Below are 23,893 nucleotides of genomic sequence, written 5' to 3' on the forward strand. Positions count from 1 at the left end.
CACGCCTCGGATTCACTGGTGGCATCTCGGGATTCGTCCAACCCCCAGGAGGAATCGACCCGTGACGACCGCGCCGCCACGCCCTGCCACCGCAGACCACGATGCGATGGGCGGTGCCGACCCCGCGTCGTCCTCGGTACCGGCCTCGGCTTCGGTGCGCCCGCGCGGCGTCGGACCTGTCGACGTGATGCTGGGCGACCTGCACCGCTCGCTCGTCGAGGTGCGCGGCGGCGAGGTGGCCGACTACATCCCCGAGCTGTCGAAGGCGCCCGCCGACGCCTTCGGGATCGCGCTGGCGACGCTGGACGGCCACGTGTACGAGGCGGGCGACGCCCGCGAGGAGTTCACGATCCAGTCGGTCTCCAAGCCCTTCGTCTACTCGCTGACGCTCGCCGACCGCGGGCTCTCGGCGGTGCTCGAGGCGATCGGCGTGGAGCCCACCGGCGACCCGTTCAACTCCATCACGGTCGACCAGGAGACCGGGCGCCCGTACAACCCGATGGTCAACGCCGGTGCAATCGTCGCGGCGAGCCTCGTGGAGGGTCGCGACGGCAACGAGCAGTTCGAGCGCATCCGCGCCCACCTCTCCGCCTTCGCCGGCCGTGAGCTGCACGTGGACGACGCGGTGTACCGCAGCGAGACCGAGACGGGCGACCGCAACCGCGCGATCGCCTACTTCATGCGCACGGTGGGTGCGCTGTCCGGCGACGTCGACACCGCGCTCGACGTCTACTTCCGACAGTGCTCGCTGCTGGTCACCGCCCGCGACCTCGCGGTCATGTCGGCGACGCTCTCCAACGGCGGCCGCAACCCGGTGACGGGCGAGGAGGTGCTGGCGCCGGAGTACGTCAGCCGCGTCCTGGCCGTGATGAGCACCTGCGGCATGTACGACTACGCGGGCGAGTGGATGTACCGCGTGGGCCTGCCCGCCAAGTCCGGCGTCTCCGGCGGCATCGCCGTCGCGCTGAGCGACCGCCTCGGCATCGGGCTGTGGAGCCCGCGCCTGGACCGCCGCGGCAACAGCGTGCGGGGCATCGCGGCCTGCGAGCAGCTCTCGCAGCGCCTCGGCCTGCACGTGCTCGGCTCGGACGCGAGCCCCGGACCGCCCACCATGCGCGCTCGCTCGGGCGCGGAGGTGCGCTCCAACCTCAGCCGCACGCCCGAGCACCAGGCCGTGCTCGAGCAGCAGGGAGGCGCGATCCGGCTCTACGAGCTGCTCAGCGACCAGACCTTCCTCACCGCCGAGGCCGTGCTGCGCACGGCGCTCGCCGACGACGACTGCCGCTGGGCGGTGCTCGACATGCGCCGCGCCGCCACCGTCGACACCGCTGCGGCGCGGCTCTTCGAGGCGCTGGTCGCCGGGCGTGCCCACGACGGTCTGGCGACCGCCGTCGTCGCGCCGGCGGTGCTGCCCCTCGCCGGCGCGCTGGCCGACGCAGGCGCGACCCTCTTCGAGAGCCAGGACGCCGCCCTCGAGTGGGCGGAGACGTCGCTGCTGACCGAGGCGCTCGGCGTCGAGGCCGACAGCGGTGCGCGAGAGCTCGCCGACCAGGAGCTGCTCCACGACATGACCCCCGAGGACGTCGCCGTCCTCGCCCCGCTCATGCAGGAACACCGCTACGACGCCGGGGCGATCGTGTTCGACGAGGGCGACCCGGCGGACCGGCTGCACTTCGTGATGGCCGGGCAGGCGACCGTGGCGCTGCGCACCGGAGAGTCCGGCGAGCGCTGGAGCCGCCTCATCACGGTCGTGCCCGGCACCTCCTTCGGCGAGGTGGCCGCCATCGACGGCGGCACGCGGTCGACCCGCGTGATCGCCGAGGAGGGACTCGTGACCCTCACCCTCACGGTCGACGATCTCGCTGGGCTGCGCGAGACCCACCCGTCGCTGGTGGCGCACCTCTACCAGGGCATGGCGCGCAGCCTCGCCGCGCGGCTGCGCAACGCGAACCGGGCGATCGCCGCACTGCAGTCCTGACGCAGCGCCGCAGCACCGCGCGGCGTGGCGATCACCGGCCGCCGCGCCCGCTCACCCGGCGGCCGCGGGCGCGGCCTGCAGCACGATGCCGAGCCGGGCGCAGATGGCGTCGCGCTCGGCGCGCGCCGCCGTCCCGAGCACGACACCGTGGCGGTCGAGGGCGTCGAGGCCCAGCGCCACCTCGTGCACCGCTCCGCGGGACCGGGCCAGGCGGATCGAGTGCTCGATCGCCTCGGTGCCCTGGGCGAGGTGGCCCAGCAGCACGAGCGCCTCGCCCCGCAGTCGCTCCAGCGTGACGATCCCCTGGTCCCCCGGCGGCGAGGAGGTGATGAGACCGGAGATCGCGTCGATGGCGACCGCCGGTCGTCCACTGCGCACGTCGATCTCGGCCAGGCAGGTGGCGACCTGCCGTAGCGAGCCGCGCTCGCCCGCGTCCTCGAACAGCGTGGACGCCGTCCGCAGCTCCTCGCGCGCGTCGTCGAAGCGCCCTTCGGCGAGTGCGGCGCGGCCGAGCAGCATCCGACCGAAGGCGACCTCGGCCGGCTGACCGGCCGACTCCCAGACCGGCAGGGTCCTGCTCACCAGTTCCGCGCCCTCGCCCGTGCGCCCGCGATCAATGAGCAGCTCGGCGAGGTTGACCTCCATCACCGCCGACTGCCACCGGTCGCCGGCGCGGCGGTAGCACTCCTGCGCCTTGCGGTAGTGCGAGGCCGCCTCAGCCCAGTCGCCCTGGTGGTAGGCGCGCACGCCCAGACAGCTGTGGGTGTGTCCGCGCTCGGCCTGGTCGGCGAAGGGGCCGAGCAGGGCCAGCGCCCGCACCCCGTGCGGCGACTCCGAGAGCCGGCCCAGATCGATCTCGACGAGGTCGTGCACCCGCAGCGCGAACGCGAGGGCGGCCGCCTCGCCCGCCTCCTCCGCCGCCTGCTCGGCGCGCCGGATCAGACGCAGCGCCGTCGACGGGTGCCCCTGCAGGTAGCGGATCCACCCGGCGCGTGCCAGGATGCGCGACCGCGCCGCCGTGGCGGACCGGTCCTCGCGCGCGCCCAGCTCGCCCTCGGCGCGGGTCAGCCAGGCCAGTGCCTGCGAGAGACGGCCGTGGCGCTCCATCACCCTCGCGGTGCGCAGCCCGAGGTCGGCGAGCTCCACCAGCGCGTCCGGCGCTCCGGCACCCGAGGCACCGCGCGCGACGAGGGCTCTCAGCGAGCGCCGCGCGCGTCCGAAGGCCGCGTGGGCGGTGTCGAAGTCGCCGAGGGAGTAGGCCAGGTCGCCGACGGCCACCTCCACCTCGCGACGCTGCTCGGCCGTCACCTCCGCACCTCCACGCGCGGCACGCAGTGCCCGCTCGAACAGCAGCAGCGCCTCCTGCGGGGCGTTGCTGCGCCGAGCCGCCTCTCCTGCGCGCACCGAGCACTCCCACGCGGAGCCCCAGTCGTGCGCGGCCAGGTGGTGCTCGCTGAGCACCGCGTCCACCTCCTCGACCATGTCCCCCTGTCGACGTCGGATGGCCGCCGCGGCGGCGGCGTGCAGGTCGCGCCGGCGGCCGTAGGGCAACCCCTCGTAGGCGGCCTCGCGCAGCACGGGATGGGTGAAGTCGAGCCGGCCGTCCCCCGCGGCCACCACGAAGTCCTCGATGCCCTCGAGGTCCACGGGCATCCCGAGCACCTCCTCCAGGAGGTCGCGCTCGACACCGGCACCGAGCACCGCGACCGCACGCACGACCCGTCGCGCCCGCGGCGGGAGTCGGTCGATGCGGGCCGCAGCGAGCTGCTCCACACCGGCCGGCAGGTCGGCCACGTCGGTGCCCGCCAGGACCGCAGCGAGCAGCTCGGTGAGGAAGAGCGGATTGCCGCGGGCGCGGCGGACGACCTCGTCGAGCCGATGGGGCGGGACCACCCGGTCGGCACGGGACTGGTGCAGCAGCGCCAGCGCCGCGTCGTCGCTGAGAGGAGGGAGCTCCAGGACGACGTGCTCGGCCGGGAAGGCCACCGGCACCTCGAGCTCGCGCGGATGCACCACCACCACCAGCCAGGTGCGCTCGTCCGCGGTGTCGATGAAGCGCTGCAGCAGCGACAGCGAGGCCTGGTCCATGAGGTGGAGGTCCTCGAACACGAGGACGACGGGCCCCGGCAGGTTGCGGCTGAGCCAGATCGTCGCCTGCTCCTCGAGGACCCGCTGACGGAAGCGCGGATCGAGCGCGGAGATCGCCTCGGTCACCGGCAGGTCGACACCGGCGACGGAGCCGATCAGCGGCAGCCAGCCGGCCAGGTCGGCGCGTCGTTCCCCATGGCGCATCAGCTCCGCTGCGACGGCGTCGGCGGGCGCGTCCGCCGGCAGGTCGAGCGCGTGGCGCATCACCCGGCGCCAGGGGGCGTAGGGCGTGGTGGCGGCGTAGGGCTCCCCCGTCATCCGCAGCACCTTGAAGGGCGAGCGCAGCAGCAGCTCCTCGACCAGTCGGCTCTTGCCCATGCCCCGCTCGGCACTGAGCCTCAGCACACGTCCGACCGACCGGGTCGCCTGCGCCTCGGTGAGGAGCACGCTGAGCTCGTCCTCGCGCCCGATCATCGGGGCGCGCAGCACCGCGGGAGCCGAGCGGGGCTCGCCCACGGCCCACGACCTCACCGGCTCGCTCTTGCCCTTGGCCTCGAAGGCGGGCAGTTCGACGGCGTCGTACTCGGTGCGGCTGCGATCGAGCACGGAGCGCAGGGTTCGGATCTGTCCCGGATCGGCAGCAGCCATGAGCCGCGCCGCGAGGTTCACGCAGTCGCCGGCCACCGAGTAGACGCGGCGGTAGGCCGGTCCGTAGTCGCCCGCGAAGACCCGTCCGTGGTTGACGCCCGCACGCAGGGTCAGCGGGCCGTCGTCGTCCATGATCTCGTGCACCGCCGCGAGCACCCGCGCCTCGTCGTCGCCGGTGGAGCGCGGCGCACCGGAGACGACGATGAGCTTGCCGCCGTCGGCGTCGACGTCGGTCGAGAGCAGGGTCACCTCGTGGGCGGCCACCGCGGTCTGCGTGCGCGCCAGCAGCGTGCGCAGCGCCTCGAGGACGCCGTCGCGACCCGAGCGCGCGAAGAGGTCGTCGACGCCGGAGAAACGCACGAAGCCGACAGCGATCCGTCGGTGCTCGGGCGCCACCGGACCGTCGATCACGTGGGCGGCGAGCGAGGGTTCCATCGCGCGGCCGAGGTCGACGCTGCCGGGCTCCACCGGCCGCACGGTGGCGAGGCGGTCGAGGATCTCGACGTCGTCCTCGAGCAGGAACCCCGGGCCGACCGGGCGTCGGCACGCGACCCCCGTCTCGCGCTGCAGTGCCTGGGCGGTGGAGGCCGACACCACCACCTGGCCGCGCTCGGCGTGCTTCTCCATCGTCGTCACCGCGGTGGCGGCCGGGCCGACGACCAGGAGCTCGCGGGTGGGCGTGTGCGGCAGGAGGAGGTCCACGGAGCCCGTGTGCACGCCGATCGACATGCCCAGGCGCACCGGACCGGCCGAGGTGCGCAGGCGACCCACGTCCGCGATCGTGCGCTGCATCAGGCGTGCCGATCGGCAGGCGCGGGCCGCGTGCCCCCGACCCTCGAAGGCCAGCAGGACGGCGTCGCCGCCCCACTTGAGCAGGCCCGCTCCGTGCTCGTAGGCATCGGCGAGCAGGTGGTCGAAGGTCGCGTTGAGGGCCTCGCCCATCTCCTCGGCGCCGGCCTTGCCGCGCCGCGACAGGCGCTCGGTGAGCGCGGTGAAACCCGAGATGTCGGCGAACATCAGCGTGCCGTCGAGCGTGCGAGCCTCGACCCCCGGCGTGGTCGCGAGCCAGTCGACGACCAGCCGGGGGACGTAGGGCAGGAGCTGCGACGACGCAGCCGACGGTGGGGTCACCCGTTGGTGGCCCTCGGATCACCCGGCGGCGCGTAGATCGTGATCGTGACCGGCCCCTCGTTGGGGTCGAACGCCACGCTCTCGACGCACGGCAGGGACGGGCGCTGGGTCGGGTTCAGCGCCGAGCAGTCCGGCAGTCGGTCCTCGTAGAGCCCCGAGGCCGGGTTGAACGTCGCGGTGCGCACCCCGCCCTCGCCGTCGTCGGCCAGGAAGGGGGTCGGGGTGCCGAAGCAGACCGCGGTGCTGCCGAACCCGTAGCGGGTCTCGACGATGTGCTTGCTGCGGTTGAAGGAGTCGAAGACCAGCGCGTCGTCCGCGGTCTGGCACAGCAGGCGCCGCGGGTCGCCCGCGGGCGTGTTCTCGATGCGCGCCACGAGGACGTCGGGCTGCGGGCCGGGATCGAGAGAGGCCACGTAGGTGCTCGCGCCCGGGGCGGTGCCGGTGAGGTCGACTCCGGTGCCCGCGGTGGAGCAGCCGGTCGGATAGCCCGCACCCGGGGCGCAGCCGACGACCGCGGTGCCCGCCGGCACGGGCGGCGTCACGGTCAGGACCGGGTCGCTGTTGCTCTGGCCGACCGCGCCGAGCAGGTCGAGCAGCACGAGGCCGGTGCCGGCCGCGGTGTCGAGGACGACGGGCCCCTGGGTCCTCGGCGTCGCCAGCACGGGCAGCGTGAGCGACTGTCGGGCGGCGAGCGAGCCGCCGGTGGCGCGCACCTGGCGCCCGACCCGGACGACGTTCCACCGGGCCCCGTTGCTGGCGCGCACGGTGGTCGGCACGGCGACGTCGGTGAGGGTGGTCGGCAGGGTGAGGGTCACGGTGCGCAGCGGCGAGATGCTGGTGGCGCTGTTGGTCACGGTGACGCTGACGAGGGCCGGGGAGTTCACCGGAGCGCTCGTCGGCGTGGCGCTCACGGCGTAGCCACCGAGCAGGCCGGGGGCGGCCGATGCGGGCGCGACCGGACCGAGCGCGACGAGCGCCGAGGCCGCGACGGTGGCGAGTGCCGCAGCCACGCCCAGCAGGCGGCGGCGCGGAGCGGGCAGGGACGGACGGGAGCGATCGTTCACAGGGGGGTCTCCTGAGGGGCGGAGCAGTGGGAGCAGAACTCACGGTCGCCACCGTTCCCGAGCGCAGGCCGGCCGCGCGGCGGACCCCCGAGGCATGCCCGCGGGCTCATTCTGCCGGGCCCCTGGAGCCGGCGTCACCGGAATGCGCAACGCGAGCGCAACCCGGCCGTGCCGACAGCAGGGCTCAGCAGAACCGGCGCACCGCGGCGTCCTGCTGAGCCAGGCGCCGCAGCGCGATCAGCACCGGCTCGACGAGCAGCGTGCCGATCACCGCGTGCCGCACGGCGCCCGCCCGCGAGTCGCCGGGCACTTCGGCCACGTCGATGGCCCCGAGCGCTCGCGCGGCCTCGGCGTAGCGGTCGAGGTAGTCGGTGCGCATCTCGAAACCGGCCGCCTCGAAGGCAGCCAGCGCCACGGCGAGGTCACGCAGCGCGGGCGAGGCGGGGTCGACCACCCAGCCCCATCGCTCGAGGTGCTCGCGCACCGCCGCGGTGTCGGGCTGCTCGTCGCCGGCGGGCCCGGGCAGCTGCGCGCTGGCGGTGGCGAGGGCGTCGATGACGGTCAGGCGGTCGTCGTCCACGACCTCGAGGACGACGCGCGCCCGCGCCACGGAGAGCCCACCCGGCCCGAGCAGCGCGCGCACCAGGGCGACGCGGTCGAGGTGCTCCTGGCCGTAGACCGCCTGCGTCGCCGAGGTCGCCTCCCCCGGCGGCACGAGGCCCTCGCGGAGGTAGTACTTCAGCGTCGCCACCGGCACGCCGCTGCGCTCGGCGAGCTGCGAGATCCGCACGCCACCTCCCGGACTTCGTCGACGACCTCTTGACAGCCAGATAGTGCCACTCTCCAATATTGGATACCGACACTATCCAAGGGGACACCATGACACGGATCCGGCGCGGCCGACACACCCACGACCACACCCGCCACAGCGAGGGCCTCTGCGTCTTCCTCATCGGCATGCGGGTCAACCGCTGGTGGCGGCCCGACGCCTGGCTGCCGACCTTCGCCGCGATGGGGCCGATGATCGCCGAGCTCTCGGCCGATCCCGACTCCGGCTTCCTCGGCGCGCGCTACGCGATCAGCCCGCAGGGGCCCCTGCTCGTGCAGTACTGGCGCTCGAGCGACGACGTCTACCGCTACGCCGTCGACCGCGACGCGCGGCACCGCCCCGCGTGGACGGCGTTCAACCAGCGCGCCAAGCGGGTGCCGGGAGCCGTCGGGGTGTGGCACGAGACCTTCGAGGTGTCGGCGGCCGAGACCCTCGCCATCGACATGCCCGCGAGCGGTCTCGCCGCCGCCGTCGGCAGCGTGCCGGCCAGCCCCGGCATGCGCAGCGCCGCCCAGCGGCTGCGCGCGGGCGCGGCGCGGGCTCAGGCGCCCAGCGCGCCGGCCCGGAAGGCCGCCGATCGCTCCTCGTAGCTGGTGAACTCGTCGAAGCTGGGCGCTCCCGGCGAGAGCAGCACCACCGCCGAGGTGGACGACGCGTCGTCGCGGCGGTGGAGGGCGGCGAGGGTGGAGGCGAAGTCGCCGAGCTCGCGGCTGACGACGCCGGGCGCACCGCCCTCGTCGAGCCACCGCCGCCCGGCCGGCCCGAGGGCCACGACGTCGACGCGCGCGTGGGCAGCGCGCCGCGGCAGGTAGGCACGCAGCGGCGCGAACGACAGACCGCGGTCGGCACCGCCGAGCAACAGCGTGACCGGCACCTCGGCGAAGGTCTCGAGGGCCGCGATGACGGCCTCGGGGGCGGTGGCCAGGCTGTCGTCGACCCAGCGGCGGGGGTCGTCCTCACGGGCGGGCACCCGCTCGAGACGGTGCGCGAGCGGCGCGAACGTCGACACCGCCCGCAGCAGGCGAGAGCGGTCCACCCCGTCGGCGAAGCCCGCCGCCACCGCGGCGAGCGCCAGCGCGACGTTGACGTGGTTGTGGCGTCCGGCCAGCGGGATCTGCACCGCCGCGAGGGCTCCGGCCCCGCCCCAGGAGATGCCGCGCTCGTCGACGGTGATGCCGACCGCGGCGGGGTCGATCACCCGCCCGCCGCCGATGCGCGCGCGCACGAGGTCGCCGAGCTCGCCGTCCACCTCGGGGACGACGACCAGCTCGCTGCCGTGGGCGAAGAGGTTGAGCTTGTCGTGCACGTACTGCTCGTAGCTGCCGTGCCAGGGCAGGTGCTCGGGGTAGAGCGAGGTCAGGATGCCGACCCGCGGGGAGGAGGCGAGGTCGGCCGCCTGGTAGCTCGAGACCTCGGCGACGGCCACGCTGGCGGAGGAGGCGTCGTCGGCGGTGACGGGTGTGCCGCCGTTGCCCACCAGCGACGCGGCCACGCCGACCTCGCACAGGAGGTGGTGGGCCACCGACGACGCCGTGCTCTTGCCCTTCGTGCCGGTGACGCCCAGGGCTCGGGCGGCGTTGTCGGCGAGCCAGAGGTCGGTGAGCGAGGTGACGGCCACGCCGTGCTCGCGGGCGCGGACGAACTCGGGCGAGGTGTGCGGCACGCCCGGCGACTTCACCACGATGTCGGCGGCCAGCAGCGCCTCGAGCGCCGGCTCCCCGGCGAGCGCCACGTCGGCGAGGTCGTCGGGCACCGACGCGGCGCCCGTGAGCAGGATCGGGGCGTCCACCCCGCGACGCCGCAGCTCGGTGTGAGCCGCACGCCCCTCGCGCCCTGCGCCCCACACGACGACCGCCCGACCGGGGAGGTCGTCATACCGCACGCGCGACCGCCTCCAGGTCGGGAGTGAGCAGGTGCTCGTGCTCGCGGAAGGCGAACACCGCCTCGCGGTCGGCGGCCGAGGTGGCGGCCAGCCCGACGACGTCCGGTGCGGAGAGGAAGGGGTGGTCGCGCCAGCCCTCGTGCTCCAGGAGCAGACCGAGCGCCACGCGGCACTCGTCGGGCTCGCCCACGCACTCGAAGGGCTTGAGCAGGCCGTCGGCGCCGAGCAGCTCGAGGAAGCCCTCGTGCTGGGCCGGGTCGGCGAACATGTCGCGGCCGCTGAAGATCGCGAGCAGCTCCTCGCGCTCGAGGAACGGGGCGAGGCAGAGGAAGACGAAGCGGCACTTCGGGCAGTCGGCGCACCACGACGTGCGCTCGCTCTCCTGCAGCTTGAAGGCGCGGTTGCAGCTCGTGAAGACGCCGTGGTAGCTCGTGTGGCTGGCGAAGCGACGGGCGATGCGCAGCTCGGTGAGCGGGCGCAGCAGCGACACGTAAGTGGGCGCCCCGGCGGGCAGGGCCTCGCGCAGCAGGCGCTCGAACCCGATGCCCTTCGACCACTGGTGATTGATGGTCTGCCCGTGCCACTCCACGTTGCCGTAGGACGAGCTCGCCTCGTTGCTGAAGGCGACGGTGTCGTAGCCGAGGGCCAGCGCGGTGAGCACGGCCACGAGCGAGTTCACCGCGGTGACGGGCACGTGGCCGTTGGGCGCGCCCTCGGCGTTGAGCCGGAAGAGCTCGGGGTCGAGCCGGCGGCGCGCGGTGAGCAGCGGACGCTCGGCGACCTCGGCGGTGGCCTCGATGGGGCGGTAGCTGTTGACCGAGAACAGGCCGACCTCGTGCTCGGCGGCCAGCAGCGCCTCGATCGACACGATGGAGTCCTTGCCGCCGCCCACCGCGACCAGCACGCGGCGCGAGCACTGGGCAGCGGGCAGGAGGTCGGACGGGCCGCCGGGTGAGGCCGGCGCGCCTGAGGTGGCGGCCTCACCGTCGCCGGAGGGGCCGACGACCTCGGTGGCGAAGACCTCCGGCAGGTCGTTGACGTAGGCGAACTCCCCCAGCCCGTGGCGGGCGAGCTCGACGGCGAAGCGTCGCTCCACGTCCGTGACGCCGTCCGGCACCACGATGCGGCCGGGCGCGAAGGCCTTGAAGTAGCTGAGCGAGGCCGCCAGCGAGAGCAGCCGCAGCAGGGCGTCGCGGGTGGCGGCGTCCACGCCGTCGAGCGATCCGGGCAGCTCGACGACCTCGGTGAAGCGGGTCTCGCGACCCTGCGTGTCGGTGCCGACGTAGTCGAGCTCGATGCGACCGCCGTCCACTCGGGGCGCCAGGCACGCGAGCTCGCCGATCGCTTGTCGCTGCTCCGTCGCCGTCACGGCGGCGAGTCTAGGCGAGGCTCGTCGGCGTCGGATGGGCGAGCCAGACGGCTGCGGCGGTCACGACCCAGACCAGCGCGCTGACCAGCAGCACCGTGCGCGCGTGCAGGCTCCTCCTCGGCCGCTCGGGCGGACGACGCGCCGCCAGTGCCACGAACACGAGCAGGACGACGAGAGGCACCGCCGGTGCCGCCGCCAGCAGGTTGAGGAGCACGGGCCCCCAGCGCGCGTCGAGCCCGGCGTCGACGAGCGTCGCCGCCACCGCGGCCCGCGACTGCTCCCCGTCGTAACGCCCCGGGACGAGACAGGCGCCCAGCACCGCGACGAGGCCGACGAGGAGGAGGAACACCGATCGGAGCACCACCCCGAGCGCTGCGGGGCCGCGCTGCGCGCCCGGGCGCCGCCCCAGCAGCGGGATCGCGACGAGCATCGCCACCAGCGGCACGGCCGCGAGGATCGCGAAGGTGAGCAGCGGCGGCAGCGGGGCGAACAGGCCGAGCGCCCTCGCGGCGTCCACGCCGATGACGACCCGCGCGACCACGGCGAGCGCGGCGATCGCGGCCAGGGGCGCAAGGAGTCGCTTCACGCCCGTCATCCTCCCACCGGCGCCGGCTCGCGCGGGCCGGACGCACGACATCCGCCGCCCACCCCGACCCGAGGGCCGAGCGGTGGACGGCGGATGCGGGCGCCGTGCGGGGTGGTGCTGGGTGGTGCTGGGTGGTGCGGTCAGTCGTCGCCGAGCAGCTGGCGGTGGATCACCGCGCCGAGCACCGCGCCGACGATCGGGGCGAGGATGAACACCCAGACCTGGCCGAGCGCGTCACCGCCGGCGAAGAAGGCCGTGGCGAGCGAGCGGGCGGGGTTGACCGAGGTGTTGCTGACGGGGATCGAGATCAAGTGGATCAGGGTCAGGGCGAGGCCGATGGTCAGGCCGGTGACCGCTGCGGTCGCGCGCTTGGCGGTGGCGCCGAGGATGACCAGCAGGAAGAAGGCCGTGAGCACGACCTCGGTGATGATCACCGCGCCGAGCCCGTAGCCGCCGGGCGAGCGGTCGCCGAAGCCGTTGCTCGCGAAGCCGGTCTCGACCGGGTCGAAGCCGGCCGTGCCGTTGGCGATGCCGAGCAGCAGCAGGGCGCCGACGGTCGCACCGACCACCTGAGCAGCGGCATACGCGGGCACGTCCTTCCAGTCGAAGCGGCGGGCGCTCGCCAGGCCGATGGACACGGCCGGGTTGAAGTGGCCACCCGAGATGGGGCCGAAGGCGTAGGCGCCGGTGAGCACGGTGAGGCCGAACGCCGCCGCGACGCCGCCGAAGCCGACCTCGTTGCCGGCGAGCACGGCCGTGCCGCAGCCGCCGAGCACCAGCCAGAGCGTGCCGAGGAACTCGGCACCCAGACGCTGGGCGGTGGTGTAGGTGCGGGGGGCGGCGTCAGCGGCCGTGGCGTGGGCGCCGTTGCTCTTGCGGGACATCGGTGATTCCTCCTTCGCTCTGACGGGTGGATGGTGGTTCAGCGGCGGCTGTGACGGCGACCGCTGCGGTTCTCCTGGACCTTCTTCTTGGCCATGGGCAGACCGACCAGGGCCAGCAGCTTCCAGACGATCCAGCCGAGGACGGCGAACAGGTTGCGCTTGGGGTGAGCCATGCGGATCACTTCCTTCGTTCGAGCAGGGTCGCGAGAGGCCGCGAGGGCCTCCCGCACGATGGGCAGGATGCAGCGCGGCGGGGAGCAGCCGATCGGGTGACGCCTCCGGGCCCGGGCTTTCCGAGCCGCACGGGCCGGCGGCGTCCGCGATCTCCCGTCGCGGTGATGTCAGTAAGTCGCTGCCTGCCGGCGATTCGTCACGCACGACTTCTGTGACACCGGTCATGCCTCGCCGAGGCGGCCCCCGGAAAAAGCCGACGACCCGGTGACGGCCGAAGCCGCCACCGGGTCGTCGGTGGTTCAGGACGTCACTTCTTGAAGGCGTCCTTGATGTTCTCGCCGGCGTCCTTGACGGACGACGAGGCCTGGTCCTTCTTGCCCTCGGCCTTCAGCTTGTCGTCGTTGGTGGCGTCCCCCACGACCTCCTTGGCCTTGCCGATGAGGTCCTCGGCGGCGTTCTTGGCCTTGTCTGCGAGACCCATGATCATGCTCCTCTCAGCGGTGGTGGTGCCGGTCGGGCGGATGATCCGCTGTCCGGCTCTTGACGTCTGTTGGTCGCACTCCGCCCCCGATTCGTCACGCGACGTCCGCGTGTCCTGCGCCACATCCCCGCCGACAGGGCGCGTTCCGGCTGCCGAAGGGGCGCGTTCCGGCTGCCGAAGGGGCAGAGGTCGTCAGTCCAGGTGGACGACGAGATCCGCGGCGTCGCGCGTGGCTGCGACGAGACGGGCGTTGGCCTCGTCGCTGCGCAGCACCCACTCCCGGGCCGCCTCCGACGACTTGCCGAAGCGCACGTGGCGGGCGATCAACCGCTCGACCCGCTGCTCCTGGTCGACGTCGACGAACCACACCTCGTCGAGCGCACCACGCACCTCCTGCCACCCGCCGGAGTCGAGCAGCAGGTAGTTGCCCTCCGTGACGACGATGCGCGCCTCGGCGGGCGTCACCAGCGCAGCAGCGATGGGCTGCTCGAGGTCACGCTCGAAGCCCGGCACGTAGACCGCCCGCGTCGCGTCCCGCACGCGGTGCAGGGCGGCCACGTAGCCGTCGACGTCGAAGGTCTCAGGGGCGCCCTTGCGATCGCGCAGCCCGAGCACGTCGAGCTGCGCGTCGGCGAGGTGGTAGCCGTCCATCGGGAGATGCGCGACCCACCGCTCGTCGCGACCGGCCGGAGGCGATGCGGCGAGGGCGGCGACGAGGGCCTCGGCCACGGTCGACTTGCCGGCACCGGGGAGCCCGGCGACACCCAGCACCACCCGTGCGCCGGCCGCCGAGGCGATCAACCGGTGCGCCCGGGCGACCAGGTCGTCGAGCAGGGCGACGGCGACCGTCATGCGCCCGCGTGCCGCTGCAGCTGCTCGCTCATGAACGTGCGGGCGCGCGTGGCGAGGTCCATGCCGTCGTCCCAGAGGTTGCGCCAGACGGCGAGGTCGTTCGACAACGTGGGTGAGACGACGGCCGAGGAGAAGGACTCGAACGTGATCGGGCCGGCGTAGCGGATCTCGGCCAGGGCGGCGAAGAAGCTGTCGAAGTCGAGGTGGCCGCTGCCGAGGTAGCCGCGGTGGTTCTCGCCGATGTGCACGTAGCCGAGCCGCTCCCCCACCAGCCGCACCGGTCCGTCGAGGGAGTCCTCCTCGATGTTCATGTGGTAGGTGTCGAGGTGGATCGTGACGTTGTCGGCGCCGATGTCGTCGGCCAGGCGCAGCGCGTCGGCGGCGGTGTTGATCACGTTGGTCTCGTAGCGGTTGCAGATCTCGAGCCCGAGGGTCATCCCCAGGTCCGCGGCCTCGGCCGCCAGCTCCTTCAGCACCTGGACGACGTTCGCCCGCCCGCCGCTCGAGAGCGGCGCGCCGTACTTGCCGAGCGCGCTGTAGAGGGCGCCGGTGAAGTGGCGCCCGCCGAGCTCATGGGTGATGCGCAGCGAGTCGTGCAGCAGCCGGGCGCCACGCTCGACCACGGCGGCGTCGTCGCTGGAGACGTCGGCGTCGAAGGCGAGTCCGCGCGAGCAGGCGATCGCCAGGCCGGCGTCCTCGAGCTCGCGGCGGGCCGCGGCGGTGTCGAGGTTGGTGGCGTCGTGCAGCGAGAGCTCGAGCAGGTCGTAGCCGGCGGCCTTGGTCTGGGCCACCGCGGTGGCGACGTCGGCGGGCGTGGTGCCGCCGACCCAGACGAGGGCGTGCACGCCGAGGGGGTTGGTCATCGAGATGCCTTTCGAGAAGTGGTGGGGGGGCCCGGGAGAGGGGGCAGGGCGCTCAGGCCGCGATCGCGCCGGTGATGAGGCCGACGATCTCCTGGCCGGTGGTGGCGGCGGTGCGTCGTCCGGCCACGCAGCGACCGGCGCGCATCACCCACACCTGTTGGCTCAGCCGCATCACCTGGTCGAAGTTGTGGCTGATGAGGAGCACGGCATGGCCCTCGTCGCGCAGGCGCAGGATGAGCTCCTCCACCCGGGCGGTCTCCTGCACGCCGAGGGCGGCGGTGGGCTCGTCCATGATCACCAGCTGCGAGCTGAAGCCGGCGGCGCGGCAGATCGCCACTGCCTGCCGCTGACCGCCCGAGAGCCGGCGCACGCGCGAGGTCACCTCGGGCACGTTGACCGCGAGCTGCGAGACCATGTCGGCGGCCTCGCGGCGCATCCGGCGCCGGTCGAGCATCCCGAAGCGGGTGTGCTCGCGGTTGAGGAACAGGTTCTGCCACACGGTGAGGTCCTCGACGAGCGCGAGGTTCTGGTGCACGGTCTCGATGCCGGCGTCGCGCGCGGCCTCCGGGGTGGAGAAGCGCACCGGCTGGCCGCCGAGCAGGATCTCGCCGCTGTCGGGGGTGTGCACCCCCGAGAAGCACCGCACGAGGGTGGACTTGCCGGCACCGTTGTCGCCCACCAGGGCGGTGATCTCACCGGGGGCGACCGTGACGTGGACGTCGCGCAGCGCGCGGACGCTGCCGAACGACAGGGACACGTCGCGGGCCTCGAGCAGCGGGGTCGTGGCGGGGGCCGAGGATGCGGGAGCCGCGTGCAGGCCGGTCATTTCTGGAACCTCATCAAGAACGCGGCGGCCACGACGACCACACCGACGGACAGGGGCTGGTAGTACTGCGAGACGCCGAGCGTGGTGAGTCCGTTGAGCAGGACGGTGAGCAGCAGGGCACCGAAGATCGGCCCGAGGATGCTCGCCCTGCCCCCGAACAGGCTCACCCCGCCGAGGACGACGGCCGCCACCGAGTTGAGCAGGTAGGTCGTGTTGGCGGCCGGCGGCGTCGACCCGAGTCGGGTGACCACGATGATCGCCGCGACACCGGCGAGCAGGCCGGCGATCGCATAGACCGCGATCTTCACGCGAGCGGTGCTGATGCCGGTGGCGCTGGCCGCCTCGGGGTTGCCGCCGGTGGCGAGCACGTGGGTGCCGAACCGGGTGTGAAAGAGGACGACGTGGGCGATCGCCGCGATCACGATCGCGACCACCACGATCCAGCTCACCAGGGGCACGGGACCGTCGAGGGAGACGGTGAAGAAGAACTTCTCCGTGATCGTCACCGGCTGACCGTCGGAGAGGATGAGCGCGAGGCCGGAGGCGGCCGAGAGCATGCCGAGGGTCACGACGAAGTCGGTGATCTTGGCCTTGGCCACGAGCAGGCCGTTGACCACGCCGGCCAGCAGACCGGCCACGACGGCGCCGCCCATCGCCACCGCCAGCGGTTGGCCCGCCTGGTGCAGCTGCCCGAGCACGACGATGCCGAGGGTCATCACCGACGCGATCGACAGGTCGATGCCGGCGGTGGCGACCACGAAGGTCTGCGCCACCGCGAGCACGAGCAGCGCGGCGGAGGCGGCGAGCATCCCCTCGACGTTGCCGCCGCTGAGGAAGCCGGGGTCCAGCGCGGTGAAGACCACCACCAGCACGACGAGGCCGATCAGCGCGGCCCAGTCGGCCCACAGCGCCACGTCGAACAGGGGACGACGCCCGCGCGCCGCGCCGGCGTCCTTCGCCGTACCGGCGTCCTTCGCCGTGCCGGTGGCGGGCGCGGCGTCCTCACCGGTGGTGGATCGCGCCGAGGCGTCGGCACTCATGGGGCTCCTCCCGAGGGGGTCAGGCCGGTCGTCGCCGCCGATGCGGCGGGGCTGGGCGGTGGTGCTCACTTGGCGAGCTCGGCGAACGGGTCGTCGTAGCTCTCGAACGGCGCCGGCGCGGCCTGCAGGGCCTTGTCGACGTTGTCCTTGGTGACGAGCGCGATGGGGGCGGTGACGTCGGCGGGCAGCTTCTTGCCGGCGATGGCGGCGCGGCAGGCGTTCACGCCCATCTCGCCGATGGCGTAGGGGTACTGGGCGACGACGGCGGCGAGCTCGCCGCTCTGCACGCCCTTGAGGCCGTCCTCCACGCCGTCCACACTGATGATCTTGACCTTGCCGGTGCGACCGGTGTCGGACACCGCGCGCGCCACGCCGAGGGCCATGTCGTCGTTGGCCACGAAGAAGCCGGCGAGGTCGGGGTTGGCGCGCAGCAGCGTGGTGGCCTGGGTGAGGGCCTCGTCGCGCTGCCAGTTGGCGGCGACGGTCTGGATGATGTCGAGGCCGCCGGCCACTCCGTCGGTGAAGCCGTCGAGGCGGGCCTTGCTGGTGACGTCGCCGGCGACGCCGCCGATGAGCGCCACCTCGCTGCCCTTCGGCAGCAGGGTGAGCATGTGCTCGCCGGCGGTCTTGCCGGCCTCGCCGTTGTCGGTGCCGATGTAGGTGGACGGCGTGGCGTCGGCCTGCTTGGCGGCGTCGGCGTCGACGGGCGAGTCGATGTTGACGATCGGGATGTCCTTGGCGGCGAGCTGCGCCATGCCCTGGATGAGGTTGGTGCCGTCGATCGGGTTCACGATGACGCAACCGGGGTCCTTGGTGACGGCGTTGGTGAGCTTGTCGAGCTGGCCGGTGGTGTCGGCGATGTCGCTGGCGGCCTGCACGCTGACCTTCGCGCCGCCGGCCTCGGCACCGGCGTCGATGCCCTTCTCCATCTGCTGGAAGAACGGGTTGTCGAGGCCCTTGATGACGGCGGCGATCGAGGAGTCGCCGTTGCCGTCGGCTCCCGAGCTGGCGCTGTCGTTGCCGCCGCAGGCCGACAGGGTGAGGCCGGCGACCGCGAGGACGGCGGTGGCGATGACGCGGGGGCGGGGGTTGGTGCGCATGGTTCCTCCAGCGGGTGGTGTGGGATCGGTCTCATTCCACGGCCATTAACGACATCTGTCAAGCATTAATCACCGCTATTCCGTTCTCCGTCAACATTTATTACGATGCCGCCCATGACCCTCACCTCCACCACCGGCCTCCTCGGGGCGGGCCCCGGCGAGGTGCTCGGACTCTTCCGGGCCGGCGGGGCCCTCACCCGGGCGGAGGTCATGGATCGCACGGGCCTGTCGCGCTCGACGGTCAACCAGCGCATCGACCTGCTCCTCGAGGCGGGCCTCATCGTGGGCCGCGACCCCGACGTGCAGCCCGGCCGCGGGCGGGGGCGGCCCGCGGGATCCTTCGCCTTCCACGGTGAGGGCGGCGTGCTGCTGGTGTGCGACATCGGCGCCACCGCGATGCGCGCCGCGCTGTGCGACCTCACCGGCGCGGTGCGGCTCGACATCCCGCTGGCCAGCGCCGTCACCGACGGTCCGGAGGCGGTGCTCACCCGGGTCGAGGGGCTTTTCGCCGAGCTGCTCCAGCGCTCGGAGCACTCCCCCGACGACGTCGCCGGCATCGCACTGTCGGTGCCCGGCCCGGTCGACCACGAGCAGGCCACCGTCGTCAGCCCGCCGATCATGACCGGCTGGGACCGCTTCGACGTGCGCGGCTGGTTCGCGCGCACCTACGCCTGCCCGCTGCTGCTCGAGAAGGACGCCACGGCCATGGCGTGGGGCGAGTACCGCACCCACCACCCCGAGGCCGACACGATGGTGATGGTCAAGCTCGGTACCGGTGTCGGCTCAGGCATCATCGCGGGCGGTCGCATCCACCGCGGTGCCGACGGCGCGGCCGGCGACATCGGCCACACGCAGCTGGGTGTCGACAACGACGACGCTCCCCTGTGCCGCTGCGGCAACCGCGGCTGCGTCGAGGCGAGCGCCGGCGGGTGGGCGATGCTGCGCGACCTCAAGGCCGCCGGGCGCGAGGTCGAGACCGTCGACGACCTCGTCGAGCGCATCCGCGTGGCCGACCCCGAGGCCGTCGCGCTCGCGCGCGCCGCGGGCCGCACCCTGGGCATCGCGCTCTCGGAGGCCGTGAACCTGCTCAACCCCCGCGTCGTGGTCATCGGCGGACAGCTCGCCGAGGCCGAGGAGCAGATCTTCGCCGGCCTGCGCGAGATGGTCTACTCCCGCTCGCTCCCGCTCGCCACGCGCCGCCTCGAGCTGCAGCGCAGCCGCCTCGACGTCCGCGCCGGCTCGGTCGGCCTGGCCCTCCTGCTCGCCGACCACATCTTCGCCCCCCACCGCATCGACGCCCGCCTCCTCCCCTCCCCCTGACGCCGACAGGGCGCGTTCCGGTCGCCGAGAGGGCGCGTTCCGGGCGCCGAGAGGGCGCGTTGCGGTCCCCGAGAGGGCGCCCTCGTGGACGACGCCCGCCTGCCGCTCAGGCAGCCGGACATCGCCGCGGCGCGCCTCGGTTCGACGGGGCGACCTAGTGTCGAGAGCATGCGCACCCTCGTCCTCCGACTGGTCGCCCTCGTGCTCGTGGCCTCGACCGCGGCCGCCTGCGGCACCGACGGCACCGACGAAGCCGCCGGCTCCGACCCCACCGGCTCGCCCGCACCGTCGTCATCGGCTCCGAGCGCCGGTGCCACCGGCGCAACGCCCGGCTCAGTCGCCGCGAGCGCGTCGTCCTCGGGCTCGGCGGGCTCCGCGACCACGATGCAGCGCATCACCATCGACGGCTCCCCCGCTCTGCGCTGGGGCGACGGCGCGTACGGCGTGGTGCTCGCCCACGGGGCCAGCTACGACGCGATCAGCTGGCGCCGCCAGGCGCGCGCCATCGCCGCCGCCGGCAACACCGTGGTCGCTGTCGAGGACATCAGCCCCGACGCCATCGCCGCCGCCGTGCGCTTTCTGCAGGACGACGGCCACCCCCGCGTCGCGCTCGTCGGCGCCAGCGCCGGAGCCGACGCCACCCTCGCGCTGGCCCGCGCCCAGCCGGATCTTCCCGACCAGCTCATCCTGCTCTCCCCCACTGTGCCCGTCGACGGGCTGGGCAGCGAGCCGAAGCTCTTCATCGCGAGCCGCGACGAGCGGGTGGGCGGGGTGTCCCCCGAGCTGGCGAGGACAGCGCCCGGCTCGCAGAACAGGGCGATCGTCCTGCCCGGCAAGGCGCACGCGCAGGCCATCTTCCGCGGCCCCCGCGGTGCGGAGGTGCTGCAGACGATCATCGACCGGCTTGCCCGGTTCGGCTCCTAGCCGGGCCGAGGTTGGGCGCGTGCCCGAGACTGGGGGCGTGAGCGAGCGCAACGTCCTCGGCGGCGAGCTGGAGCCGTGCGGCACCGAGCCCCTGACCGGCTTCTTCCGCGACGGCTGCTGCAACACCGGCGGCGACGATCGCGTCGTCCACACCGTCTGCGCGGTCGTCAGCGAGACGTTCCTGGCCCACCAGAAGGCGATCGGCAACGACCTGTCGACCCCGCGCCCCGAGTACGGCTTCCCCGGGCTCAAGCCGGGCGACCCGTGGTGCGTGACCGCCCACAACTGGCTGCGCGCCCACCACGACGGCGCGGCGGCCCCCGTGCGGCTGGCGGCCACCAACGAGGCCGTGCTGGGCATGGTGCCGCTCGAGGTCCTCCGCGAGTACGCGGTCGACGTCCCCGAGGACCTCAGCGGGCTCGACTGAGCGCCGGGCAACCGTCCGCAGCGGGCGACAAGCGGATACCTCAGGAAACAGCGTAGAAAGACGACGGCTCCCAGTCCACGCCGAGCGCACGCGTGAGGTGATCGGCGAAGACCGCCTGGTGCAGTTCGGACACTGCCACTGCCCACGCGTACATGGCGCGACTGTCCAGCGAGCGCCACTTCCGGTCGAGCGCCGTGAGCGTCTTGTTGCTGATGACGACGTGCGTGTGCATGTGCGGGTCGCCGGTGCGGGAGTCCCAGTGGTCGTAGGCAGTCGCGATGAGGCCCGTTGTCTCGACCTGCGCGACCGCGCCGTCCGGCGTGCCATCCCATGCGGGTGGTGGCGAGCTCTCGCTCCACGAAGGCGAAGACGTCCCTGATCGCGTCGTGGTGGGCGTTGGCGATGATCGCCTGGGTGCCAGCATCGGCGACGCCCCACAGGACGCTCGCCGACTTCGGGATCGAGAAGGAGAGGTCGAAGCCGGCCACCGCCTTCTACTTGATGCTCCCGTAGACCGGGTAGGCGCGGCCGAGCTGTTCCCCGGTGAGCGGGTGTCGGCCGTGACCGATGAGCAGTTCCAGCTGCGCCTGCGTGACCTCGCTGCCTTCCTTGAGTCCGAGGTCAGCGACTCCGGAACCCATCCATCGCCCGGGCGGGGTGCCGGTCTCTGCGTAGTAGCGCGTGAGCGGGGTCGATAGGTCGCGCTCCCCATCGCCCACGACGACCGTCTTGAGCAGGTACTTGTAGCCGTGGCCGGCCGACATCCTGCGCAGCGACACCACCATCGTGCACACCTCCTTGCAGGAGGTAGGTGCTCACGTCGTGCCGGGCCTGGCATCGACGAAAGGCCCCAAGGTGTCGGATCCGTGAGGCATGCTTCCTGGTGATGTCCGACGAGCCGATCGACCCAGCAGCCCGGCAACATGCTGAAGAGGTCGCCAATCTGAAGTTGCTCATAGGCTCTGGCGGGCGTGAGTACGCCCTGCGGTCGCTCGATGAGCGTGGCGGTGAGCAGGAGCTCGTGCGCCAGCAGTACTCCGGGCGCTACCCGTTTGAGCTGCTCCAGAATGCGAACGATGCCGCTCGCGAAACGGGAACGAGTGGTCGCGCAAGGTTTGTGCTGACGGACACTGCACTCCTGGTCGCGGGCAACGGCACAGGTTTCGGCGGTCATCCGAACTGGAGGGCTCCCGCAGCAGCGACGCCACCCGCGCCGACCAGGACGCATTCGTGCGCGGCGAGATCGACGAACGGCAACTGGGCGAGCGGGTGCGGGCTCGCTATCGCCTGGTCTGATCAGAACAATCCGAGCTGATCGAGAATGCCTTGCGCCGCTGCGATGATCGCCTCCGCGTTGTCGACGGCTTCCGCAGCCTCATCCTGCGTGGCGTAGTCACCCGGGCGCTCGGGATACTCGAGCTCGTTGCGCCGACGACGGAGCGCGCCGAACTGCCGGAAGCCAGGACCGAACTGCGCACGGACGGCGCGCTCGACGGCGTAGTGCCCACCCTTCGTCGTCGGTCGCAGCCCTTGATGAGCGAGCAAGGCGGTCAGTGCCTGACGTGCGGCGTCGTAGGCCAGGACGAACGCCGAGTCAGGGTCGGTTCCAACGGCGGAACGGGCGGTCGACAAGGTGACGGTCGCCTTCTCAAGGAGCCGCTCGCCGTTGGCAGCGGAACCGGTCAGCTTCTGCAGTTCGCCCGCCGCGAGCAGCGCTTCGACGTCGGACTCGCCGCGCGTCCAGCGGGCCATCAGGAAAGCCCCTGCTCACGCGAGTCGAGGACCGTGACGTGCGCGGACTCCTTGACCTGGGCGACGAGGGCGTCCTGCGGGTCAGCCCATTGCTTCGCCGTGCGCACGACCGGGTTGACCTCGATCCCCAGACGCTCGTTCGCTCGGTCGGCCGCCTCGTAGAGGTCGGCCCGGTCGACCTTGCCCACGACGAGCACGTCGATGTCGTGGGGCGGCGGGCCGGACTGGCCCTCGTAGCGAGCAGCCCATGAGCCGAAGATCACGACCTGTTCGGCGCCTTCGATCGCGAACTCCTCGGCGATGACCGCTCGCGGCCCGAAGGTGATCTCCAGGAGCTGGGTCAGCGCCTTCGCGGCCGGGTGGTCGACGTTGGCTCGGATCAGCCGGTTGCGGCCCTGGGTGCGGCTGGCCACCACACCGGCCTCGTCGAGGCGGATCACCTCGCGGTGCAGCGTGGACAGCGGGACTCCGAGGCGCGCGGCCATCTCGGTCACGCCGTACTCCTGCTCGGGATGCAGCAGCAGCCACATCAGCAGCTCCGCCTGGTGCTGCGATCGGAACACCGGCATCAGAGCTGGACCATCGCTACGCATAACTGGAAGATATATCCCGTTTATAGGGAGTGACAAGCCTGTCTGCATCAGACTGATCCGCTCGAGCTCTCGCCCCTCTCCCACGCCTCGACGCGGCAGAGCACGCAGATCTCCTCATCGATGACGCCGGCCGCAGCAAGGCGCCAAAGATCATCCATGGTGCGCAGTTGGCCGCTCATGATCATCCCTCCTTCGTACGCGACCGTACGCACGACCACCGACACGAGCCCACCCGATTACTCATGAGCGCCGTCCGGGCCGAACGCCGCGTCGAGGAGCTTGGCGGTCAGCGGGTTCACCTGCTCGTTGCGACGGATGTAGTGCTCGACGGTCACCTTGGGGCCGGTGTGGCCGAGCAGCTCGGAGGCGAGATTGAGGCTCGCCTGCTCGTTCACCACGGTGGCGACAGTGCGTCGGAACATGTGCGGCGTGACGCCCTCGATGCCGGCGTCGCCGAGGACCTTGCGGAGCTGCCGGCGGACGTTGGCGGTGGTGAGCGGCGTGCACTCGCGGCTGCAGAACACCAAGGCGTCGAGTGAGTGGTCGCGCATGGTCGCCATCCGCCGGCGGAGCGCTACGGCAGTGAAGCTCGGCAGCGCGATGACCCGGCTCGACCGGTCGGTCTTCGGGTGCTCCTGGCGATACGTCCCCTTGCCGCGCTCGGAGATCACCGTTCCGCAGATCCGCAGCGCCGCCGGAGTCGTCGTCAGGTCCAGGTCGCGACGGCGGATCGCCAGCACCTCACCGATGCGGGCGGAGGTGCCGAGCATGACCTCAATGATCTGGCCGAGCTGCCCGTCCGGGTTCGGGCCTGACGTTCCGCGCGACAGCTCCCACGCCTTGATGACGGCACGGATCGCGTTGACCTCGGCGGCGGTCAGGGCGGTCGGCGTGCGCTTCGGCTTGTGGAGCCGCGAGACATTGTCGATCGGATTGCGCGGCAGCACCTCGTGCCTGACCGCGAGCGCGAAGGACTGCCGCAGCACGGTCCGAGCGCGCTTGGCCGACGAGTAGGAGCTGTTGCCGAGCTGCTTGAGCAAGGCATCGCAGCGGGCGACCCCCAATCTCGCGCAGGGTGAACC

25 protein-coding genes and 1 pseudogene are annotated in these 23,893 nt (G+C 72.7%); 6 read left to right on the plus strand and 20 right to left on the minus strand.

From position 1 onward, the window contains the following. The first annotated feature begins 61 nt into the window (after nt 1-61). Entirely contained in the window at nt 62-1,978 is a 1,917-nt protein-coding gene (glsA, locus tag ACERUN_RS01005) for a glutaminase A (RefSeq protein ID WP_372740689.1), read from the plus strand. Nucleotides 1,979-2,029: 51 nt separating this feature from the next. Here the strand turns inward: glsA and ACERUN_RS01010 are convergent, their stop codons facing one another. The 3 genes from ACERUN_RS01010 to ACERUN_RS01020 all read right to left on the minus strand — a co-directional run bounded on the left by ACERUN_RS01010 (nt 2,030) and on the right by ACERUN_RS01020 (nt 7,699). Next, on the minus strand, nt 2,030-5,845 hold the full coding sequence (locus tag ACERUN_RS01010) for an adenylate/guanylate cyclase domain-containing protein (RefSeq protein WP_370287682.1): 3,816 nt from the start codon (nt 5,843-5,845) through the stop codon (nt 2,030-2,032). Beyond that, a complete protein-coding gene (locus ACERUN_RS01015; protein ID WP_370287683.1) occupies nt 5,842-6,909 on the minus strand; it encodes a hypothetical protein in 1,068 nt (355 codons plus the stop codon). Before ACERUN_RS01015 ends, ACERUN_RS01010 begins: the two co-directional genes overlap by 4 nt. Nucleotides 6,910-7,093: 184 nt before the next feature. Beyond that, the gene (locus tag ACERUN_RS01020; RefSeq protein ID WP_370287684.1) at nt 7,094-7,699 is read right to left on the minus strand and encodes a MerR family transcriptional regulator; all 606 of its coding nucleotides are present in this window, start codon (nt 7,697-7,699) and stop codon (nt 7,094-7,096) included. An 89-nt stretch (nt 7,700-7,788) separates the two neighbouring features. Between ACERUN_RS01020 and ACERUN_RS01025 the strand changes: the two genes are divergently transcribed. Next, nucleotides 7,789-8,328: a DUF4188 domain-containing protein gene (locus tag ACERUN_RS01025; RefSeq protein WP_370287685.1), complete on the plus strand. Its 540-nt coding sequence runs from the start codon at nt 7,789-7,791 to the stop codon at nt 8,326-8,328. Here the strand turns inward: ACERUN_RS01025 and murD are convergent. The 11 genes from murD to ACERUN_RS01080 form a co-directional block, all read right to left on the minus strand. Further along, nucleotides 8,280-9,620 carry a UDP-N-acetylmuramoyl-L-alanine--D-glutamate ligase gene (gene murD, locus ACERUN_RS01030; protein WP_370287686.1) on the minus strand — a complete coding sequence of 447 codons (1,341 nt, stop codon included), beginning with the start codon at nt 9,618-9,620 and terminating at the stop codon, nt 8,280-8,282. The two genes, ACERUN_RS01025 and murD, sit on opposite strands and share 49 nt — an antisense overlap. Further along, nucleotides 9,610-10,989, minus strand: coding sequence for a hypothetical protein (locus ACERUN_RS01035; RefSeq protein WP_370287687.1), 1,380 nt, complete (start codon nt 10,987-10,989; stop codon nt 9,610-9,612). The genes murD and ACERUN_RS01035 overlap by 11 nt, the downstream gene beginning before the upstream one ends. Nucleotides 10,990-10,999: 10 nt before the next feature. Then, the gene (locus tag ACERUN_RS01040; protein WP_370287688.1) at nt 11,000-11,575 is read right to left on the minus strand and encodes a hypothetical protein; all 576 of its coding nucleotides are present in this window, start codon (nt 11,573-11,575) and stop codon (nt 11,000-11,002) included. A gap of 140 nt (nt 11,576-11,715) precedes the next feature. Next, the gene (gene aqpZ / locus ACERUN_RS01045) at nt 11,716-12,459 is read right to left on the minus strand and encodes an aquaporin Z (protein ID WP_370287689.1); all 744 of its coding nucleotides are present in this window, start codon (nt 12,457-12,459) and stop codon (nt 11,716-11,718) included. 38 nt (nt 12,460-12,497) lie between these two features. Then, nucleotides 12,498-12,632, minus strand: coding sequence for a hypothetical protein (locus ACERUN_RS01050; protein WP_370287690.1), 135 nt, complete (start codon nt 12,630-12,632; stop codon nt 12,498-12,500). A 308-nt stretch (nt 12,633-12,940) separates the two neighbouring features. Continuing rightward, the gene (locus ACERUN_RS01055; RefSeq protein WP_370287691.1) at nt 12,941-13,114 is read right to left on the minus strand and encodes a CsbD family protein; all 174 of its coding nucleotides are present in this window, start codon (nt 13,112-13,114) and stop codon (nt 12,941-12,943) included. A 192-nt stretch (nt 13,115-13,306) separates the two neighbouring features. Continuing rightward, nucleotides 13,307-13,966 (minus strand): nucleoside/nucleotide kinase family protein, encoded by a 660-nt coding sequence (locus ACERUN_RS01060; protein ID WP_370287692.1) that lies wholly within the window; start codon nt 13,964-13,966, stop codon nt 13,307-13,309. Next, the gene (locus tag ACERUN_RS01065) at nt 13,963-14,829 is read right to left on the minus strand and encodes a sugar phosphate isomerase/epimerase family protein (protein WP_370287693.1); all 867 of its coding nucleotides are present in this window, start codon (nt 14,827-14,829) and stop codon (nt 13,963-13,965) included. Before ACERUN_RS01065 ends, ACERUN_RS01060 begins: the two co-directional genes overlap by 4 nt. Nucleotides 14,830-14,881: 52 nt before the next feature. Further along, nucleotides 14,882-15,655: an ATP-binding cassette domain-containing protein gene (locus ACERUN_RS01070; protein ID WP_370287694.1), complete on the minus strand. Its 774-nt coding sequence runs from the start codon at nt 15,653-15,655 to the stop codon at nt 14,882-14,884. Further along, nucleotides 15,652-16,695, minus strand: coding sequence for an ABC transporter permease (locus ACERUN_RS01075; RefSeq protein ID WP_370287695.1), 1,044 nt, complete (start codon nt 16,693-16,695; stop codon nt 15,652-15,654). Before ACERUN_RS01075 ends, ACERUN_RS01070 begins: the two co-directional genes overlap by 4 nt. A gap of 65 nt (nt 16,696-16,760) precedes the next feature. Continuing rightward, nucleotides 16,761-17,795 (minus strand): substrate-binding domain-containing protein, encoded by a 1,035-nt coding sequence (locus ACERUN_RS01080; protein WP_370287696.1) that lies wholly within the window; start codon nt 17,793-17,795, stop codon nt 16,761-16,763. 114 nt (nt 17,796-17,909) lie between these two features. On the opposite strand from ACERUN_RS01080, the gene ACERUN_RS01085 reads away from it, so the two are divergent. The 3 genes from ACERUN_RS01085 (at nt 17,910) to ACERUN_RS01095 (ending at nt 20,466) form a co-directional block, all read left to right on the plus strand. After that, nucleotides 17,910-19,115 carry an ROK family protein gene (locus tag ACERUN_RS01085; RefSeq protein WP_370287697.1) on the plus strand — a complete coding sequence of 402 codons (1,206 nt, stop codon included), beginning with the start codon at nt 17,910-17,912 and terminating at the stop codon, nt 19,113-19,115. Between the two features lie 168 nt (nt 19,116-19,283). Further along, nucleotides 19,284-20,039: a hypothetical protein gene (locus ACERUN_RS01090; protein WP_370287698.1), complete on the plus strand. Its 756-nt coding sequence runs from the start codon at nt 19,284-19,286 to the stop codon at nt 20,037-20,039. A gap of 37 nt (nt 20,040-20,076) precedes the next feature. Further along, nucleotides 20,077-20,466: a DUF2237 family protein gene (locus ACERUN_RS01095; RefSeq protein WP_370287699.1), complete on the plus strand. Its 390-nt coding sequence runs from the start codon at nt 20,077-20,079 to the stop codon at nt 20,464-20,466. A gap of 40 nt (nt 20,467-20,506) precedes the next feature. Here ACERUN_RS01095 and ACERUN_RS01100 read toward each other — a convergent pair whose 3' ends face one another. Next, nucleotides 20,507-20,890, minus strand: coding sequence for a relaxase domain-containing protein (locus tag ACERUN_RS01100; protein WP_370287700.1), 384 nt, complete (start codon nt 20,888-20,890; stop codon nt 20,507-20,509). After that, a pseudogene (locus tag ACERUN_RS01105) lies at nt 20,841-21,251 on the minus strand (relaxase domain-containing protein); the annotation flags it as partial. The pseudogene ACERUN_RS01105 and the gene ACERUN_RS01100, both read right to left, overlap by 50 nt. Nucleotides 21,252-21,645: 394 nt before the next feature. Here ACERUN_RS01105 and ACERUN_RS01110 point away from each other — a divergent pair. Further along, a complete protein-coding gene (locus ACERUN_RS01110; protein ID WP_370287721.1) occupies nt 21,646-21,762 on the plus strand; it encodes a hypothetical protein in 117 nt (38 codons plus the stop codon). Here the strand turns inward: ACERUN_RS01110 and ACERUN_RS01115 are convergent, their stop codons facing one another. The 4 genes from ACERUN_RS01115 to ACERUN_RS01130 all read right to left on the minus strand — a co-directional run bounded on the left by ACERUN_RS01115 (nt 21,763) and on the right by ACERUN_RS01130 (nt 23,851). After that, complete coding sequence (locus ACERUN_RS01115; RefSeq protein WP_370287701.1) at nt 21,763-22,218, minus strand: HEPN domain-containing protein; 456 nt, start codon at nt 22,216-22,218, stop codon at nt 21,763-21,765. After that, complete coding sequence (locus tag ACERUN_RS01120; RefSeq protein WP_370287702.1) at nt 22,218-22,787, minus strand: ArsR family transcriptional regulator; 570 nt, start codon at nt 22,785-22,787, stop codon at nt 22,218-22,220. The genes ACERUN_RS01115 and ACERUN_RS01120 overlap by 1 nt, the downstream gene beginning before the upstream one ends. 71 nt (nt 22,788-22,858) lie before the next feature. Further along, complete coding sequence (locus ACERUN_RS01125) at nt 22,859-22,990, minus strand: hypothetical protein (RefSeq protein ID WP_370287703.1); 132 nt, start codon at nt 22,988-22,990, stop codon at nt 22,859-22,861. Nucleotides 22,991-23,047: 57 nt separating this feature from the next. Beyond that, nucleotides 23,048-23,851, minus strand: a complete 804-nt coding sequence (locus ACERUN_RS01130) for a tyrosine-type recombinase/integrase (protein ID WP_370287704.1) — start codon at nt 23,849-23,851, stop codon at nt 23,048-23,050. Nucleotides 23,852-23,893 lie beyond the last annotated feature (42 nt).

The sequence above is a fragment of the Nocardioides sp. genome, assembly GCF_964229035.1.
Classification (GTDB): domain Bacteria; phylum Actinomycetota; class Actinomycetes; order Propionibacteriales; family Nocardioidaceae; genus Nocardioides.

What these genes read in the sequence shown, in the direction of transcription:
- ACERUN_RS01025 (WP_370287685.1), top strand. Translation starts at nt 7,789, where the DNA reads ATGACACGGATCCGGCGCGGCCGACACACCCACGACCACACCCGCCAC.
- aqpZ (WP_370287689.1), bottom strand. Translation starts at nt 12,459, where the DNA reads ATGTCCCGCAAGAGCAACGGCGCCCACGCCACGGCCGCTGACGCCGCC.
- ACERUN_RS01050 (WP_370287690.1), bottom strand. Translation starts at nt 12,632, where the DNA reads ATGGCTCACCCCAAGCGCAACCTGTTCGCCGTCCTCGGCTGGATCGTC.
- ACERUN_RS01055 (WP_370287691.1), bottom strand. Translation starts at nt 13,114, where the DNA reads ATGGGTCTCGCAGACAAGGCCAAGAACGCCGCCGAGGACCTCATCGGC.
- ACERUN_RS01060 (WP_370287692.1), bottom strand. Translation starts at nt 13,966, where the DNA reads ATGACGGTCGCCGTCGCCCTGCTCGACGACCTGGTCGCCCGGGCGCAC.
- ACERUN_RS01065 (WP_370287693.1), bottom strand. Translation starts at nt 14,829, where the DNA reads ATGACCAACCCCCTCGGCGTGCACGCCCTCGTCTGGGTCGGCGGCACC.
- ACERUN_RS01070 (WP_370287694.1), bottom strand. Translation starts at nt 15,655, where the DNA reads ATGACCGGCCTGCACGCGGCTCCCGCATCCTCGGCCCCCGCCACGACC.
- ACERUN_RS01075 (WP_370287695.1), bottom strand. Translation starts at nt 16,695, where the DNA reads ATGAGTGCCGACGCCTCGGCGCGATCCACCACCGGTGAGGACGCCGCG.
- ACERUN_RS01080 (WP_370287696.1), bottom strand. Translation starts at nt 17,795, where the DNA reads ATGCGCACCAACCCCCGCCCCCGCGTCATCGCCACCGCCGTCCTCGCG.
- ACERUN_RS01085 (WP_370287697.1), top strand. Translation starts at nt 17,910, where the DNA reads ATGACCCTCACCTCCACCACCGGCCTCCTCGGGGCGGGCCCCGGCGAG.
- ACERUN_RS01090 (WP_370287698.1), top strand. Translation starts at nt 19,284, where the DNA reads ATGCGCACCCTCGTCCTCCGACTGGTCGCCCTCGTGCTCGTGGCCTCG.
- ACERUN_RS01100 (WP_370287700.1), bottom strand. Translation starts at nt 20,890, where the DNA reads ATGCTGGCACCCAGGCGATCATCGCCAACGCCCACCACGACGCGATCA.
- ACERUN_RS01115 (WP_370287701.1), bottom strand. Translation starts at nt 22,218, where the DNA reads ATGGCCCGCTGGACGCGCGGCGAGTCCGACGTCGAAGCGCTGCTCGCG.
- ACERUN_RS01120 (WP_370287702.1), bottom strand. Translation starts at nt 22,787, where the DNA reads ATGCCGGTGTTCCGATCGCAGCACCAGGCGGAGCTGCTGATGTGGCTG.
- ACERUN_RS01125 (WP_370287703.1), bottom strand. Translation starts at nt 22,990, where the DNA reads ATGAGCGGCCAACTGCGCACCATGGATGATCTTTGGCGCCTTGCTGCG.